The sequence below is a fragment of the Aeromonas sp. Prich7-2 genome (genome assembly GCF_017939255.1).
Classification (GTDB): domain Bacteria; phylum Pseudomonadota; class Gammaproteobacteria; order Enterobacterales; family Aeromonadaceae; genus Aeromonas; species Aeromonas caviae.
In genome coordinates this window covers 35897-51061 of record NZ_JAGKRI010000169.1, presented here as the reverse complement: position 1 = coordinate 51061, position 15165 = coordinate 35897, and the positions used below count along the sequence as shown (strand labels likewise).

At 47.8% G+C, this 15165-nt stretch carries 11 protein-coding genes and 2 pseudogenes; 4 read left to right on the top strand and 9 right to left on the bottom strand.

All coding sequences use genetic code 11. From position 1 onward, the window contains the following. Nucleotides 1-3: 3 nt before the first annotated feature. Nucleotides 4-1281, top strand: coding sequence for a translesion error-prone DNA polymerase V subunit UmuC (umuC, locus tag J9892_RS19780; protein ID WP_182310725.1), 1278 nt, complete (start codon nt 4-6; stop codon nt 1279-1281). Nucleotides 1282-1352: 71 nt separating this feature from the next. Here the strand turns inward: umuC and J9892_RS19775 are convergent, their stop codons facing one another. Continuing rightward, on the bottom strand, nt 1353-3584 hold the full coding sequence (locus tag J9892_RS19775; protein WP_182310724.1) for a P-loop NTPase fold protein: 2232 nt from the start codon (nt 3582-3584) through the stop codon (nt 1353-1355). A gap of 59 nt (nt 3585-3643) precedes the next feature. Beyond that, nucleotides 3644-3895: a plasmid stabilization protein gene (locus tag J9892_RS19770; RefSeq protein ID WP_139424463.1), complete on the bottom strand. Its 252-nt coding sequence runs from the start codon at nt 3893-3895 to the stop codon at nt 3644-3646. Nucleotides 3896-4167: 272 nt separating this feature from the next. On the opposite strand from J9892_RS19770, the gene J9892_RS19765 reads away from it, so the two are divergent. Continuing rightward, nucleotides 4168-4626, top strand: a complete 459-nt coding sequence (locus J9892_RS19765) for an antitoxin Xre/MbcA/ParS toxin-binding domain-containing protein (RefSeq protein WP_182310723.1) — start codon at nt 4168-4170, stop codon at nt 4624-4626. A gap of 79 nt (nt 4627-4705) precedes the next feature. Beyond that, the gene (locus J9892_RS19760; RefSeq protein ID WP_182310722.1) at nt 4706-5056 is read left to right on the top strand and encodes a hypothetical protein; all 351 of its coding nucleotides are present in this window, start codon (nt 4706-4708) and stop codon (nt 5054-5056) included. Nucleotides 5057-5248: 192 nt separating this feature from the next. Here the strand turns inward: J9892_RS19760 and J9892_RS19755 are convergent, their stop codons facing one another. From J9892_RS19755 to J9892_RS19735, 6 genes and pseudogenes are all read right to left on the bottom strand, one after another. Next, nucleotides 5249-5536 carry a hypothetical protein gene (locus J9892_RS19755; protein ID WP_182310721.1) on the bottom strand — a complete coding sequence of 96 codons (288 nt, stop codon included), beginning with the start codon at nt 5534-5536 and terminating at the stop codon, nt 5249-5251. Between the two features lie 153 nt (nt 5537-5689). Further along, nucleotides 5690-5863: pseudogene (locus tag J9892_RS24785) on the bottom strand (IS5/IS1182 family transposase); the annotation flags it as partial. Nucleotides 5864-5927: 64 nt separating this feature from the next. Further along, entirely contained in the window at nt 5928-6692 is a 765-nt protein-coding gene (gene qatD, locus J9892_RS19750; RefSeq protein ID WP_182310720.1) for a Qat anti-phage system TatD family nuclease QatD, read from the bottom strand. Next, nucleotides 6692-7957: a Qat anti-phage system QueC-like protein QatC gene (gene qatC / locus J9892_RS19745; RefSeq protein ID WP_182310719.1), complete on the bottom strand. Its 1266-nt coding sequence runs from the start codon at nt 7955-7957 to the stop codon at nt 6692-6694. Before qatC ends, qatD begins: the two co-directional genes overlap by 1 nt. Beyond that, on the bottom strand, nt 7954-8796 hold the full coding sequence (locus J9892_RS19740) for a hypothetical protein (protein WP_182310718.1): 843 nt from the start codon (nt 8794-8796) through the stop codon (nt 7954-7956). The genes qatC and J9892_RS19740 overlap by 4 nt, the downstream gene beginning before the upstream one ends. Then, a complete protein-coding gene (locus J9892_RS19735; protein ID WP_182310717.1) occupies nt 8796-10703 on the bottom strand; it encodes a P-loop NTPase fold protein in 1908 nt (635 codons plus the stop codon). The genes J9892_RS19740 and J9892_RS19735 overlap by 1 nt, the downstream gene beginning before the upstream one ends. Nucleotides 10704-11111: 408 nt before the next feature. Between J9892_RS19735 and J9892_RS19730 the strand changes: the two are divergent. Continuing rightward, nucleotides 11112-11363 (top strand): annotated as a pseudogene (locus J9892_RS19730) (IS3 family transposase); the annotation flags it as partial. 142 nt (nt 11364-11505) lie between these two features. Here the strand turns inward: J9892_RS19730 and J9892_RS19725 are convergent. Next, complete coding sequence (locus J9892_RS19725; RefSeq protein WP_182310716.1) at nt 11506-14817, bottom strand: P-loop NTPase fold protein; 3312 nt, start codon at nt 14815-14817, stop codon at nt 11506-11508. Between the last annotated feature and the right edge of the window lie 348 nt (nt 14818-15165).

Below are 15165 nucleotides of genomic sequence, written 5' to 3'. Positions count from 1 at the left end.
ACCATGCCAAATGCCATTGCACTGGTCGATGTGAACAACTTCTACGCCTCCTGTGAGCGCCTGTTTCGACCTGATCTGAAGGGAGTGCCTATCGTGGTACTCTCCAACAACGATGGCTGTGTTGTGTCTCGCAGCCCAGAGGCCAAACGGTTGGAGATCAAGATGGGGGCGCCCTACTTCCAGATCTGCGAGGTCTACGAGGCGCAGGGCGGCACCTGGTTCAGCTCCAATTACGCCCTCTATGGCGACATGTCGAACCGAGTTATGACGACTCTGGAAGGCATGGCACCAACTGTGGAGGTCTACAGTATCGATGAGGCCTTTGTCGAACTAAGTGAGTCCTGGGCTGGTGACCTGACGGAGTATGGCCGCCAGATCCGCCAGCGGGTGCAGCAGTGGACCGGCCTCACCGTTGGGGTGGGCATCGGGCCCACCAAGACCCTAGCTAAGCTCGCCAACTACGCCGCCAAGAAGTGGCAAACAGCCACCGGGGGCGTAGTCGACCTGCGTGATGAAACACGACGAGCCAAGTTGATGGCGGCCACCCCGGTCGATGAGGTCTGGGGGATCGGCCGCCAACTCACCACCAAGCTGACGGCCCAGGGCATCAATACCGTAGCTGATCTGGCCGCAGCCGACCCCAAAAGCCTGCGCAGCCGGTATGGGATTGTCGTCGAGCGTACCGTTCAAGAACTGCGGGGGATCCCCTGCGCCGAGCTCGAGCCAATCGCTCAGACCAAGCAGCAGATCATCTGTTCGCGCTCGTTCGGTGAGCGCATCACACAGATCGGGCCCATGCGGCAGGCGCTGGCCGGTTATATGGAGCGAGCTGCCGAAAAGCTGCGGGCCGAGGGACAGCTGTGCCGCCATGTAACCCTGTTTATTCGCAGCAGCCCCTTCTCGGAGCAAGAGACCTACTACAGCAACCAGATCGCCACCCGGTTGTCGATGCCCACCGCCGACACTCGCGAGCTGCTCGCCCAGATCGAGCCCCTGCTGCGCCGCATCTGGCGGGATGACGTCCGGTATATGAAAGGCGGCGTCATGCTTGCCGACTTCATCCCCGTCGGCATGCAGCAAGGTGACCTGTTCGCCGACCAGCAGCAGACTCCTCGCAGCGAGGCACTGATGCAGGTAATCGACAAGATTAATCAGGGACGGTTGGGAAAGGTCTACTTCGCGGCCCGAGGTCGAGATACCAAAGAATGGATGATGAAGCGGGAGCAACTCAGCCCTCGCTATACAACTTACATTAGTGAGATCCCGGTGGCGAAATCATAAGTTCTTATTTTTCATTAGGTTACTATACAACCATGGATTTATTCGATAAAGAGTTAGCAGCATGAAAGATGTCAGAACGATTTACTGAGTGCGATAGCTGCGCTGACTTCTTCTGACTGTTCATAAAAAAGTCCTTCGCCTTTTATCACCTCAAGCCTTTTTAGGAGCTGCTCCTCACCTCCGAATAGGTGGCATATATTTTTAATGTTAAGTGCTAGATAGTGCCCGGATGCGCTGGAAATAATGTGGGAACGAAGGCTCAACAATAATTTCAGGAAAGCTTCATCACTGATACAGTGTTGAGTAATCCAGGTGACTAGTGACTCGGAGCCTGCAATATCCTGCCACGCCCAGACAACCCACCCTAGATCATCCGCTTGTGGAAGCACCGATTGCAACTCAACACCGTTCAGTCGATCACAAAATTGCCGACGAACACTGCCCAGTTCTTCATTTGTCAGTATACGATCGTGTTCCGGCTCGGCTCGGTCCCCGGCTAGTCCATTCTGCCACAATAAATCGCGGATAAAGTTTGCTATCCAGACCCAAGATGCTCCTGTTATCGTCAGTGAAAGCAGGGTTTCTATCGTTGCAGCACGATCATTATCAAGCATCTTTTTCAAAAGCCGATTAGCAACGCTGTTTACATCAAGATCATAACGGGAAAACCAGCGATTCCTCTGTCGGTAACGGTTGTTTATTTCGTCACCAGCACTAAAGAAAAATGCCAGTAAACCAGCACATTCAGCTGCGGTATGTCGACTTATCATCGGCCATGTCAGTTGGCTCAAAATATGCTCAAACCAAGTGCGTGATGAAACACCATTACTGTTTATCCGACTTAATAACTCCTCCGTCAGCAGTGAATCAGGTTGTTTTATAGCGGCCATACGAAACAGCTCATCGAAATAGTCCGGCGACAGGACATTCTGTGGTGAAGAAAATGCAAAGTAATAACGCCAGTAAGCGCCACTGCCGAGACGTCGGTTTGCTGTCATCACAGCCTTATCTTCATCACCTGCCTGACCAAACAGTTTCAGATTGTCGGCATGATATCCGCTTATACCCGGTACCCAGTGACTCAGCGAGGCTGCAGATTTAGCCTCAGTGGATCGAAAAACAGAGAGATATTCATGAAGCTTCTGCAACAGTAACTCTTGCTCTGCTTCACTTACGCGGCCATCATCTGACTCCACAACTGCCCGCTCTGTCAGGTACTCTTCGATCCAATCGTAAAGACCATTATTGGTTGTCCGAATCAGTTGTAGAAAGCACAGATCCGGCAAATAGACATAATCACGTATCCCCCCATAGCGGAAGGATATTCCGTTCAGGGCCAGCTGCACCTCGCGGGGAGTTTTCAGGCTTGCGCCATAAATATCTGTTATCCGGCTCAGTTCGTCGAACATCTCCCCACCAATCTTCTCTCCGTTAACTGATTCGAATAACCTAACGGCACCGGACAAGAATTCTCGACGCAAGTCGAAGGATTCTGGACGGGGAAGGCTAAAGGATATCTGCACAATTTTCTGTAAGTATAAATCTCCATCAGGTACGCCAAGACCGAGCTTAATGGCTTGCGCCAGAACAGCCTTGTCATAGCACAGCAGATAGCGAAAACGGGGAAAATCCGCGACCGATTTGACTAGTCGTATCACCTCAATCGCCTGAGCAGGCTCAAGGCGGTCAAGATCGTCGAGTAAGACAATGAAACTGAGATCAAGAGCCGCAATCTTTTCGGAAATTTCGGTGCGTAACTCGGCAGTTGTCTTTTTCCTTCCACTCAGGTCTGCTTCAGAAAGCGCCTTTAGCGCGCCACTGGCATTGGGAATCCCTGGAAAAAGAGCCGCAGTTTCAGCTATGGGAGCGAGATGTCTGGCTGTCGCCTGGGTATATTGCAGAACCGTTTTTGCTGTCGATGTCAGGGATTTTTTCCGCTGAAGACTGCGACGCTGGCTCATGGAAATACGACTCTCTTCTTCACTGGCAATGATGGCTGCTACCGGGATCAGAAGAGACTCAACCGGACTGTTACCTCCCCCGTCGAGCCAAGGGGAAATGGTCAGTACATGGGTTCTGTCTTCCAGTCTTTCTTCCAAAGCGACACGCAGTAGGTTGAGCAGACTAGTTTTCCCTGATCCCCAGGCTCCCTCGATACCAATCACGGCACTACCTTCACGTCCAATCCCATCTATGGCGTGAGCCAGCTGCTGCGCAACATAGCTGAAACCGTAACGATCCTCATGAGAATTTACTACGGACCTGTCCAGAATCAACGCTCCAGTGGAGGGGTTCTTATTCATAGCTACACGTCTCCATTGAAGCAGCACAATCGACAGTGACAATTTGCATAAACTCAAGGTTATAGGTCATCTAGCGAAACATTTACTCTGTTTAGTGAAGCGATACGTTCATCTGCTATACGGTTAAGCTCGGCATCTTCGGCCAGCTCAACATAGTATGCAAAGAGCTCGGGGGGCACACAGTAGAAGACAGGCACATTGCGATTGAAGATAGCAACAGCAGAGCCTTTACCCCCCTTAAGTGTGCCCATCGGATTACGTTTCAGTTCGGTGATGCTGGCCACAGTATCGGAGAGGATCTGGTAGCTCATGGTCAAGTCCTGGTAGTTTTGGCACTCTGATAATGGGGTAACGACTGTACCACCTACAGTACACGTTTACTGCCTCAGTTGCCCCACCATGCGCTTATATGCCCTCCCCCCCGCCTTCGACCGTGAGTACGGTTCCATCAGAAGGGAAAGGGCTAACTTTGAATGGCTCGCGCAGTCCCACCATGCCATTAGAGGCATGTAGCTCTACAAAGTAGATCACACACCAGCTACAATGCCCATACTGTCATGATTGTGTTATCCATGAGGCCGTGATGAATGTAGGAACTCCTTACAAGCCACTTCAGAATCGTGTTGGAAAACCTGATGGCCTCTTGGACACCTTGTTCTTGCCTCAACAACCTTTTGATGCACATTGGAAAATGCTATCTGGATTCTCATTTGACATTGTTACGCAACTTTCTATATTGATACAGGTAGATGAAGTTACAATTTGCCAATTGGCCAACATTAGCTATGTGACCGATACCAAGAATAGAAAGCAGGGTAAGGTATTCTCTACAGAACAAAGCATAAGATTGTACGTATTCATTAAGACCCTGGATGCGGCCTTACAACTTTTTGATGGAGATGTCTCAGCTGCACTTCAGTGGCTAAAGTTACCTTCCAAAGCCTTAGGTGGCGAATCTCCAATACAAATGTTGAGCACCCCTCCAGGAACGGAGGCTGTTATGGATCTTATCGGTCGAATTGAACATGGAGTTATTACTTGAGAGGTATGAATCGAGCCTTCTCCCAGTCACATCATAAAAAAACAACCAAACTAACCTTAAAATGGGAATGAAATATAAAGTGAACAAAAATACTGTGAGGATAAATAAAAAGGAAGCTGCTAAATCAGGTGAGCAAATACCCTTTGATTATGCCAATTTAGTCGTACGATTTAAACTCGCTAAATCAGAAGAAACCCTTGATATCATGTATAAAGGTTCTCTATTCAAGGCAGAGAAACTGCTGACGGGCAAGCCCCTAATAGCGGCTTATATTGCAATAGAGCGAGCTCTTGATCGTTGTCAGCAAGACTTTGACAATTCGCATTTTGGTCTCACTCGTAAAATAAATTACACACTAAAGACCCAAGACTCAGCCAAAAAATATGACCCTGAAAAAGAGATGAGCCGTCTTTTATCTGATATTAGTTAATCAGGGTTCTTAAAGAACCTTGTTTTCTGATCGTAAGATCAACATAAACCCCTTCCCTGCCTGTGGACGATTTTACAAAGGCATCTTACGAGAAGCATATGGAGGGGAGATCATTCCATTAATAACACATCCCATAGGAAAAAAAGAGCAGGGCCTAGTTGAGGATGATTGGCCGATGACAGGGGCTCAGCGTTAGATAATCTCCTGATTTCCTTCAACTCGTCCAAAGGTATCAGGATCTGCGGGCTGATAGTCCTCTGTGAACATGTTTTGCAACCGATGATCTTGCCTCAAATTCGCCAACGCCTGGAAAAAACAGTCTTCACAGAGATGCACTTGATAGCGTTCACCATCGTGACGCACCGAGCTGTGCCCCCAGTGGGCTTCCAATGTGCCGAACGAAGTTGTCGTACTGCAACCACAGACATCACAGAGAATATCGACGACCAGTGTGGTGGGGGCAATGGCTTCCACTTTCATGGCAATACTCCTTGTTTTGAACCCTTACAGTACCGTGAATCGATGGCGGCCATCAGGGTTTGGAGGCCTCATGAAGCACCCTTCCCCTACTAGGGATCATTTTATCACTACACTACTCAGCCAACGTTGAAAGGTGTTGTAGAGCGAATCCTATGGGTCAAAACGTTCTGCCAGATCTCGGCAAAGTGCATCGATATGGAGCATCCAGAGAATGCCATCGGGCACCTCACGTGGTTCGCGAGTAGGACATCCGAATATGCGGTGATGTGAAAACAGGGACTCGACACGCCTCCATTGAGCATCGTTCAACTGATAGCGACGGGACACTGCATAGTGTCTTAAGCTGTTGAGAAGATATGAGATTATATCTTCATCACGTTAAGAACACAGCCTAGCCGTTGCACTCCGTCATAGCATCAAGAGGATACATGATCAGACTTAAGAGCTGCCTCGAATTGAATTCGAGGCTGAGCTTAGCCTCATCCACCGGCACACCCCACGCTTGAGCCAGCAACTCGGCTGTTAGATCTGAGCTCCACGGCATAACAGTCGTCCCATTGACCTTAGCGAACGGCCCGTCACTTTCCGGAACCACGCGATCCCGAGGCAGCTTTTTAGCCAGTGCTTTTCCAGATGCTGAGTTGAAAGCTGCAGGCCCAATGCTAAACCAGCATCCGATATCGGAAGCTACCTTGAGCTCTGCCGCTGTTCCGGTAAACCAGTGAAGCACGGCTGTGCCAAAGCCCGGGTGAGCACTAAGGATCGATAACACCTCCCTAACGGCCTGGCGCGAGTGAATGCTCAACACTCTTCCACCCACGCTCGCGCATTGCGATACAACGGCTGCGAATACTTTGCACTGAGTTTCATAGCTGTGCTGGAAACGCTTGGAACCATCCAGCCCCACTTCCCCGACGGCGCACACATGCTTAATTTGCTCAAGTAGATTGTCAAGTTCGCAATAACGGTCATGTACGATTTCTGGATGCAGACCGGGAGTGATCAGGAGATTCGTATACCCGCCCAAAACCCTGCTGGTTGCAGCGAATGCCCGCGGGCTTGTTGTGACCAACCAGGTGAACTCGTTTTTCTCCACCGCCAGGGAGCACACATCCCGCGCGTTCGGGTAGAGGTCGAGATGACAGTGAAAATCCATCAAAGCAGTCCGTCTCCGGCCAGCAGGGCCTCCAACTCATGAATGCCATTGGTAAGTACAGATCGATACTGAAGTCGTTCAGGAACCGATGCAAAAGCAAGTGATGCCCCCAGGAACTTGTCGATACCCTTCTCTCTCGCCGTTAGCACCGCCAATGCTACTGCCATCGGGTCGTCAGGCCCGCTGGACTTGTCGCTACCGAGTAAGCTTGGAAACACATACTGGGTCGTATCAGCCCGTGCTGTCCAAGCGGCAAAGGCGGCCCGGCGAATCATGCAGGGGACACATCGCCCACAATGAGTTCGATTGTAGGTGCGAAACCGCCCACAACTTGTCGTATCAGAGGCTAGCTGAAACAGCCTCGCCTGATCCAAACACTCATTCATCATTTGCCCTTTGGTCTTGAACCGATAGGGTAATTCCAGTTGCACGGCAACGCCAATTCCGTCCAGAACGTGTTGCAGTCTACTGATGAACAACGGGTGCGTGGTGCGGGTACTCAGGCTCGACACTCGCCCCGGGACAAGCGGCGGGTTAACACAGATGAAGCCGTTCTCTGGAATGAATATTGTAGGGCGCACAGCATCCAGCCGGGAAGCAGCTAACACGGCAAAGGCATAGAATGCCAGTGATCGGCCACGAGTTGACGGCTCACGGGGGCCTTTGAAGCTAATGCCATGACTCCACTGATAGTGAGCATCGGCACCACCGAGAAGGCTTGCATAGTGGCGCTGACGCTCAGAATCCTCGTGAGCAAGCTGAGAAACGAAAAGCGGACGGCGCCCTTGAGCAACCAAATCTAGCCCACCGATTAGACTATCTAAGCCGCCGGAGAGCAGAGAAACACAATCTTGATCCTTGGCGGCGAACCGCCCCTGTGGGGGAGGCAGTCCTTCGTCGGTAAAGATCAACGTCCAGTAATCGCCAGTCAAAACCTTCAGCAATTGCTCCAGTTCTGACTTCCATGGTTGCCAACGCATAGGTTCATACAGCCCGACACTCAGCTCAATCGTTCTCGTCCACCCATCCGCGCTAGTATTTCTCATGGCGCAGAGATCAGTCGCGCACACAGCCAAACAGAACTGAACGAAGTCCCACGTGGCAGGACTTGGGCGAAATCCCTTGCGCTTCAAGGAGCCGTGCCAGCTCTTTGCGATAGTGCCAACACCATCGCGTTTAGCACCTTTGAAGTAGGTGAATGCCCGTTCGCCTTCGGCGAGTTCAGCAGGGAGACGGGCCACGCTGCTACAAATGATCTTAATCATTCTGCAAATACCTCTAACGCAGTTTGAAGCACTGTTTGGGCAAGTGTTTGAGGATCAATTCTCTGCCCCGTAAGACCTTCCATGATTCGCTGCACCTCTCCGTGAACCCATTCCTTGATATCCTTTCGAAACACTTGGATCTCGACCGGCGAGTACTTGAGCTTTTCATAGGTCTGGCCCAACTGCAGATCTATTCGGTTACAGACCTCATTACCAATCGTGAACCCGATGACAGCTGTGATTTGCTGATCATTGAGCTGGAAGATATCCACGTTGGGCTCCTGCTCGTACAACTGCGCTAATGCATCGGCAGCTGCGTTTCTCAACGACTCGTCATCAACGCTACCGGTCTCAGGCATGACCTCTTTGATGACTTCAAGCGCGAGATCGCTGGCTGAGAGATTCAGGCCGCGAATCCTCTGAATCCAATCAACGACGTGAGGATCGGTACCGGTCCTAACTGCTTCGAGGAACGAGCCCAGGCGCCCCGCACCTTGGGCAACCCCACGTAAAGTGCTATTCGCACGCCCTGCCCCGCCCATACCTTTGTTGATCATGCTACTGGTAGCACCACGCAAAGCTTCACGACCACTTCCGGAAAGGTATTTGCCCATTTTCGAGCGAGCCGGCATAAATCTACGATCTGGCGCCACGTCCTGCTCCTGAGCGGGCTCTAAGGCAGCACGACCGTCTTCAGGCACGTCCTGAGGAACACCTTCATCATCATCCGGATCACCATCTGGTGTACCGGCACCACCGGCAAATTCAACTTGATCTAACCATTCTGGATCGAATGGAGAACCTGCTTTACCACCACCACTTGATGTCGAAGTACCCATCAGACGTCACTCCTTAACGCAGCCTCAATGGCCCTCTTTGTGCTCCCATGAATGGCTGAATCTTCTACCCATAATTTCAGCACTTCTTTAGCCCAAGGTTGGGTGGCTAATGTCGGCATAATTCCAGGCCCGAGAGCATTAATTGGGGCAAGGCTTAAAAGTCCTGCTGCACGCTTACCGAGCGACGGGTGAACTCTACAAGGCTCGATCAAGATGATCATTTCGACGGTAGCTTTCCATGTCCGTGATGATGCATTCCCCTGCCAGGCCTTCACCATCGCCAGCTCCGCTTGGTCGCTATCGACGGCTGCGATAGCTCTCGTAAGGGGTTCATTCGCGCTAGTAGCAACCTTCAATACATCTCGAAGCTCGCGCGCAGCGGGGGTCATGTTGTCGTCACCAAAATCGCGTGTCGCGGTGTCCCTACTGAGATGGAGTAAGGGACGTAAGTCAGCAGCTCCTAGCGGCGGAGCTAACTGCAACCACTCGTTGATGAAAGGGTCGTCCGCGAAGGGTTTAGCCAATGCACCACCATCGCGAGCGACCACCTCAGCTTGCAAAAGGGCAGCCACTTGACCGTCATTTTCGGAACTGACCATTGATGACAATGTGTTGGCCAGATCCTCCTTGTAACGTTCCAGCAAATGCCATTTTGCCAAGGCCGGAATATCCAAGGTGATGCCTTGAGGCTGCGCCAATGATTCACGCAGGTACACCGTGTTAAGAAACCGCTTCATTAGCCTTGGATTCGCGCTGATGCTGGTCGACTTGAACATGAGGGTTGCCAATCCTTGAGCCAGATCCATGAGCTCCTGGAGGCGCGTGTCGGTACCCACGAGTTCGTGCAGAAATACAGAGGTGATCGTTTCTCCGAGCCAACTTCTCGACAGACGTCGGGGGATCTCCAGCTTTGCTTGGTCGAATTTGTCTTGAGGGAATGTCCCAGCTCTAACCTCACGCTCCAGCAAGAGGAGAACCAGATATGCCTTAGCCTCGTTCACACCAATACGAGGTACATGAAGTGGCACCTGGATCAACTTGTCGAAATAGTTTGTGGCAATATTGCTCGTGATGCCGGTGCCCTCAAAATGCTTCTTCACCGCGCCGTGGATGAAGTCGTTATCTGCCGCGATCACGAAGGCTGTACGCTTGAGAAACAAGAGCAGACGGATGGATTCGAGGGTAGAAATAGCGGTTTCCGGCAGGCACCGATCCAAGTCGTCAACAAATACCACCAAGGTGATGCTAAGCTCTTCCAGTATTTTTTCGAGTGCTAGTCTAAACTCATGAATTTCGTTAGGTAGCGACAGAGGCTTCGCAGGGTTCAACAAGCCATCAGCCTTTAAATCCCACGACTCCTCTTCTTTGCCATCCTTGGGGTCTTCTACTGCTTTGGAGTCATCCCCTTCGGCACTCCAAAGGCCTGAAACCTTTCCAATGGCTTTTCCGATCGCACCAACGGGCACACCCGTTGTGATCGTAATCGCTGCTTCACCTCCAATCTGAGCCAACCGCAGGAGGTTGATTCTCTTCAAGAGATCGAGGCCTTTCTTATGCAGCGGTTCATTGCCCTTGGCTAGCTTCAGAATTTCATCGCCTACAATCTGCAACAAAGCACTGCGAGCGCTTTCAAAGTCTTGGTACAGCCATGGATTAAAAGTGATGACAACGTATTGGTGCTCAGATAACGGCATCTGGTTGCCAGCTATTCCTGACTGTGGCGGGGCTAAGGGGGTTTCTAGGCGGGCTGCAATCATCTTGACTAAGGATGATTTTCCTGCCCCCCAACCACCTGACACACCGATAGAAATCGGCTCACCACGGCTCTGCCGCAAAAGGCTGGCACACGCATCAGCTACCACACCAAAGTTGAGGTAGTCGATGGTTGTTTCGTTGTCATGCCACATAGTTTGAAGTCCGTTTCGTTTTTCGTGAAGAATGTGTTGGATAAGTTACAGCCTCCGACTACGAGAGGCGGTAAAAATCTGAGAAAGGCGATTAATGTGTTCATACGATTAAAGACTGCCCTTGCCAACGGGGATACAAAAAAGAGAGTCTAAAGTAACTTACAGCCAAGGCTCATAAAAGCCAAAGCCTATAATTTGGTATAACAGCAATCCAAGTTTTCCAAACTCAGTTTAAATTGCAATCATAACTAGAGCAGTAGATGTCGAGAACGTAGCAATTTTCACAAAGTATACAACGATAGCGCAAGAGTCAATTGTTACCAAAATCACAGTTTACATAAAATAATCTTTCATGATTATTAGATGCGCATGAAGTCTGCCAACCGTATCAAGCAACTAATACTCTTTGACTGGCAGCGCTTCTGCCGGGAGCAACCAGGCACCTAGTATGAGCCGATGTGACAACTGTTGTGATAATGTGGTAGCTGAATAGTTCTTCAATTCACCGAAAAAAGAGCACATCATAAAACGGATCTACAAATCCGCGATCTGGCCCGTGCCGATATCTTCGATTACATTGAAACGTTCTATAACAGGGGCCGGCGCCACAGCCATCTTGGTGACGTCAGTCCGGAGAATTTCGAAAGGGCCTCATCGTGAGGGCAGGATGTGTCCACTGTCGTGGGGTCAGTCCAAATTTATAATGCAAAAATTATAGCATCTCTCACCTTTGTGAATTGATAGGCTTTGTGTAATAAACTGAATAGCCCCAATTCCAAATGAAATGGGGCTTTAAAAAATATTACTGTGCAATAGCTAGTTTGATATCATCATCGCCAGCACTTTCTTTTTTATCGCCGAGGCGAATATTGATTTCTGTTAACAATCGTGTTTTTTGATCACTATCGATAGAAGAAAGCGTATTCCCAAGAGCTTCTAGATCCTCCAAAAGCCAAGTGTCAATGCACCAACCAGATTCTAAAACTGGTTGATTCATTAACCACTGCAAAGCCTCCGCATTGTCGTTGGCAGCTGCATGTTCAATTAAATCAATCACCTCTTGTGCCATCTCATGCCCATTAATGCTAGGCATCGTTATGGCGTTCGAGAAATAGTGAATTGACCTATAACGCTGCTCATGCGTCGTAGTTTGTTTGAGGAATGCAACATTCAAACTTCTAGTTACAGCCCCTTTCTTTTGTGGTTCTAATAGTGTTGTAAGTTGAGTGACGAGAAATTGATTGTAGTTATCATTTGTATACGGGATATCCTTCAAGGCATTTACAAGTGCCTGTTGGTGATTGAGTATAAGTCCCTTGTCAGTCATATAATCAACCATTCGCTTTGTTACCATATGTGCTTCTTTGATTCTCTTTAACCAGTCAGCTTGTGTGATCTCTTCGCTATCAAAGTGGTCCCGCAAAATTTTTAATAACTCAGCTTGCTCATAATTGATAACGTCATCTACAAACTCTAATGACCAATCTTGAGGTGAAATGTTTTTTATATGTACATGCCAGGTTCCAACCCAGTTAACATGCTCCTCGTTAGTGATGGTAAGCTTATTCTTATTTATGAAGGAATAGTCATCATTAATCAGTGACTTAACTGCAGCACTCTGTATGCGCTCATTTTTAATCATAGTTTCAACATGAGGTAACATTATATTCATAATCTCATGTTGTTTGCACCATTGCATTATCTGGTCATATTTCGACGCACTTAAATAATTAACAATATAATCTTTATACAATGGATGGTCACCAATTATGGTACTAACACATTGAAAGGCCATTATCGAAGAATCATGACGAGCAGCATGGTTTCTAAAAGTTCCATACTCTACAGGCGAGAATGCGTGCATTACAGCAACAATTGCGCAAGCAGCTAGCTTAGTAATATTTTCTTTTTCTGCTGTGTTGTTATGAATTATATCGCTCAGTTCCGCAACAAGACTCTGGGCAAATGCTTGCTTGTTTGTGTTATGCCAATATTTAGTAAATGGTATCGCTTCCACGTTTTGCGAAATATTAGTGATCTTGTTGTTATCGAGTAGATCTTCAATTTTGATGCTCTGCAATATTCCAACGCGATATCTCTTAAGCAAAACCGTAAAAATAGAAGGCTCATCCTCAATATATTCGTGTCTTGAGCAAGCCTCTTTAACGATGGAAATAAATGAGACTTCATTAATCAGGGCTTCAACATCCCAGTCATTTATATCACGTGCTATAGGATAAAGTGCATTAACGATGAAGTTCGGATTTAGATTTTCAACAAAATATGGCTTTATCTTTGTGATAGTAGAGTAGGCGTAGCAATCCATGATGGTACGTTGTAATTCATTTAATGAGACTGGTGATTTACCTAGTGTTGGAGAATCCAAATTGGAAAGCAAATCCCAAATGTCTTTGATGCTATTGGTCACCGACTCTTGCCTTGTACTTATTGGCGTTAAGTTAATTTTTATTCCTTTCTTTGTAAGGTGCAAGTAACTAGTGACAAGCTCCTTATCATATTCATAAGAAGTATGAGTTTGGCTGCCTTTTAATTCGTGATTGATATCGCTTAAATATTCATTAACCAACTCTAGTCCTGTATCTTCATCCAAAAGCGCCGCGGCAATTTTCACCAACTCGGTTGAGTCCGTCTTTTCAATTTGCTGTTTAAAGAAAACATCGAAGCCAAGTAATGGCTTAAGTGTAACCAAAGTCGAAGTATCGTGAGTATTAACTGCAACTCTAATTGGCTCTGCAATGAGCTCGCTCTCTGCTATTTGGAATGATGTTTGATAGTGCAGAGCAGCAATTTGTTTTAACCAATCATGTTTTTCACCACTATATTTTTTTAATACTCTATGGGTTGCAGATAGCTTTCTTATAGCGTCTTTAAACGTTTCATCATCCTCTTTTTGGGAAAAAAGCTCATCTGGATTGCTCAATAGGTCCTGAACTAGGACGCCGCTGTCTCGTACCACTAATATGTAGGCTGCGCAGCATGCTCCATTGAGGAATTCGTTGCCTTCAGGGCAACTATCAATTTTGGCGCCAATCCGATTCACTAAACTCTTAAGGAAGCGAGGGGTAACCTTGTTAATCCAGATATCAATTAGCGACTTCACGCCATCTCTACCATCGATGTCAGGAAGCGTCTCAGACCAATACGCATCAAATTGCTCCCTCCATCCAGTGGTAACGATAGGAGGAGCTGAAAATGGAACAGGGATTCGTTTAGAAATAAACTCACGTCCAGATTGACTCTCGTCAACTGCACTTTTTTCTAGGGCTTTCGCTAAGTGCTCTTCAGAGTATGGTAGTAGAATACGAAAACGCTCATTCCCTAATGAGGTCAAGATTTCTATGTCACTCCACAGTTCGCGAGCTATATCAGGTGCTATACGATCAATGTTGTCGATCACGAGTAACAACGTTTTTCCCGTAGGAATAATCTCTGCAAAAATAGAAAATGCTTCCCTCAATTCTATTGAGCCGACTTCTCTATTAATGTCTATTATTTCGGTAATGACATCTTTACTGTTACGCTTAACCAAGTCACCTAAATTTATATTTGACTTGGACAAATAAATGTAACCCCAAGCTAATGCAGGTGAAACTAAGAGTAGCCACGACACAATACCAGACGTTATGCTTAAGTTGTCTTTCCCACCTATTAAATCAAATAGAAATGTTAGACCAGGCCGTAATTGCAAAGCTGAAACTGCTAGCAAGAAACCAAATATAATGGCAATTAATGAAATATGACTCTGGGTGTCTTTTGTGTATTCGAGACGTTGACCTAATGCTTTTTCAACTGCTTCCTGTAATAATTTAAGTTGAATCTTATTTTTTTTATCAAAAATGTTCTTTAGTTCAGTTTCAATAGTTTTAATTAGCGCTGGTTTAAGATTTTTATGGTATTGATCTGCATCAAAGGTCACGATATGGAAACCGCTGGCTTCAATTTGTTGTTTTAAAATATTGATGACAGTGCTTTTACCAGCCCCCAGATTACCCTCAATCCCAATGATATGCTGGCTACTATCGCTGCGTAATACCGTTGCAATTGCATCGGCGACTTGTTTATGCCCTTGTCCGCTGAAGAGATCAGTATCCACAGGCTTTTCGTTCTGATAACGTCTGCTCGCATCCATTTAAGCTTAATACCCTAACGGTGAACATTATTGTATTCAGTAGCATACCATGGTCCTGTTGCTCAAATCGAGGGCGTATCTGCGGCTGGACTGACTTAATAGCCTCTGGTTCCCTAAATAACTGCTCCCAATAGTCGCTCACTAGAGGAAGAGAACTCAGTCCAGTCTGAATCGCCCCGGCTTCTCTAGACACTTATTGCTCTACAGGCCTAGAACACAGGCCTTCATTCCCCCACTACCAGCTCTCCCACAGGTTTACGCCACACTAATACTTATCTTTAGCCTCTCGATAGGACTGCTATACAGCGGAGC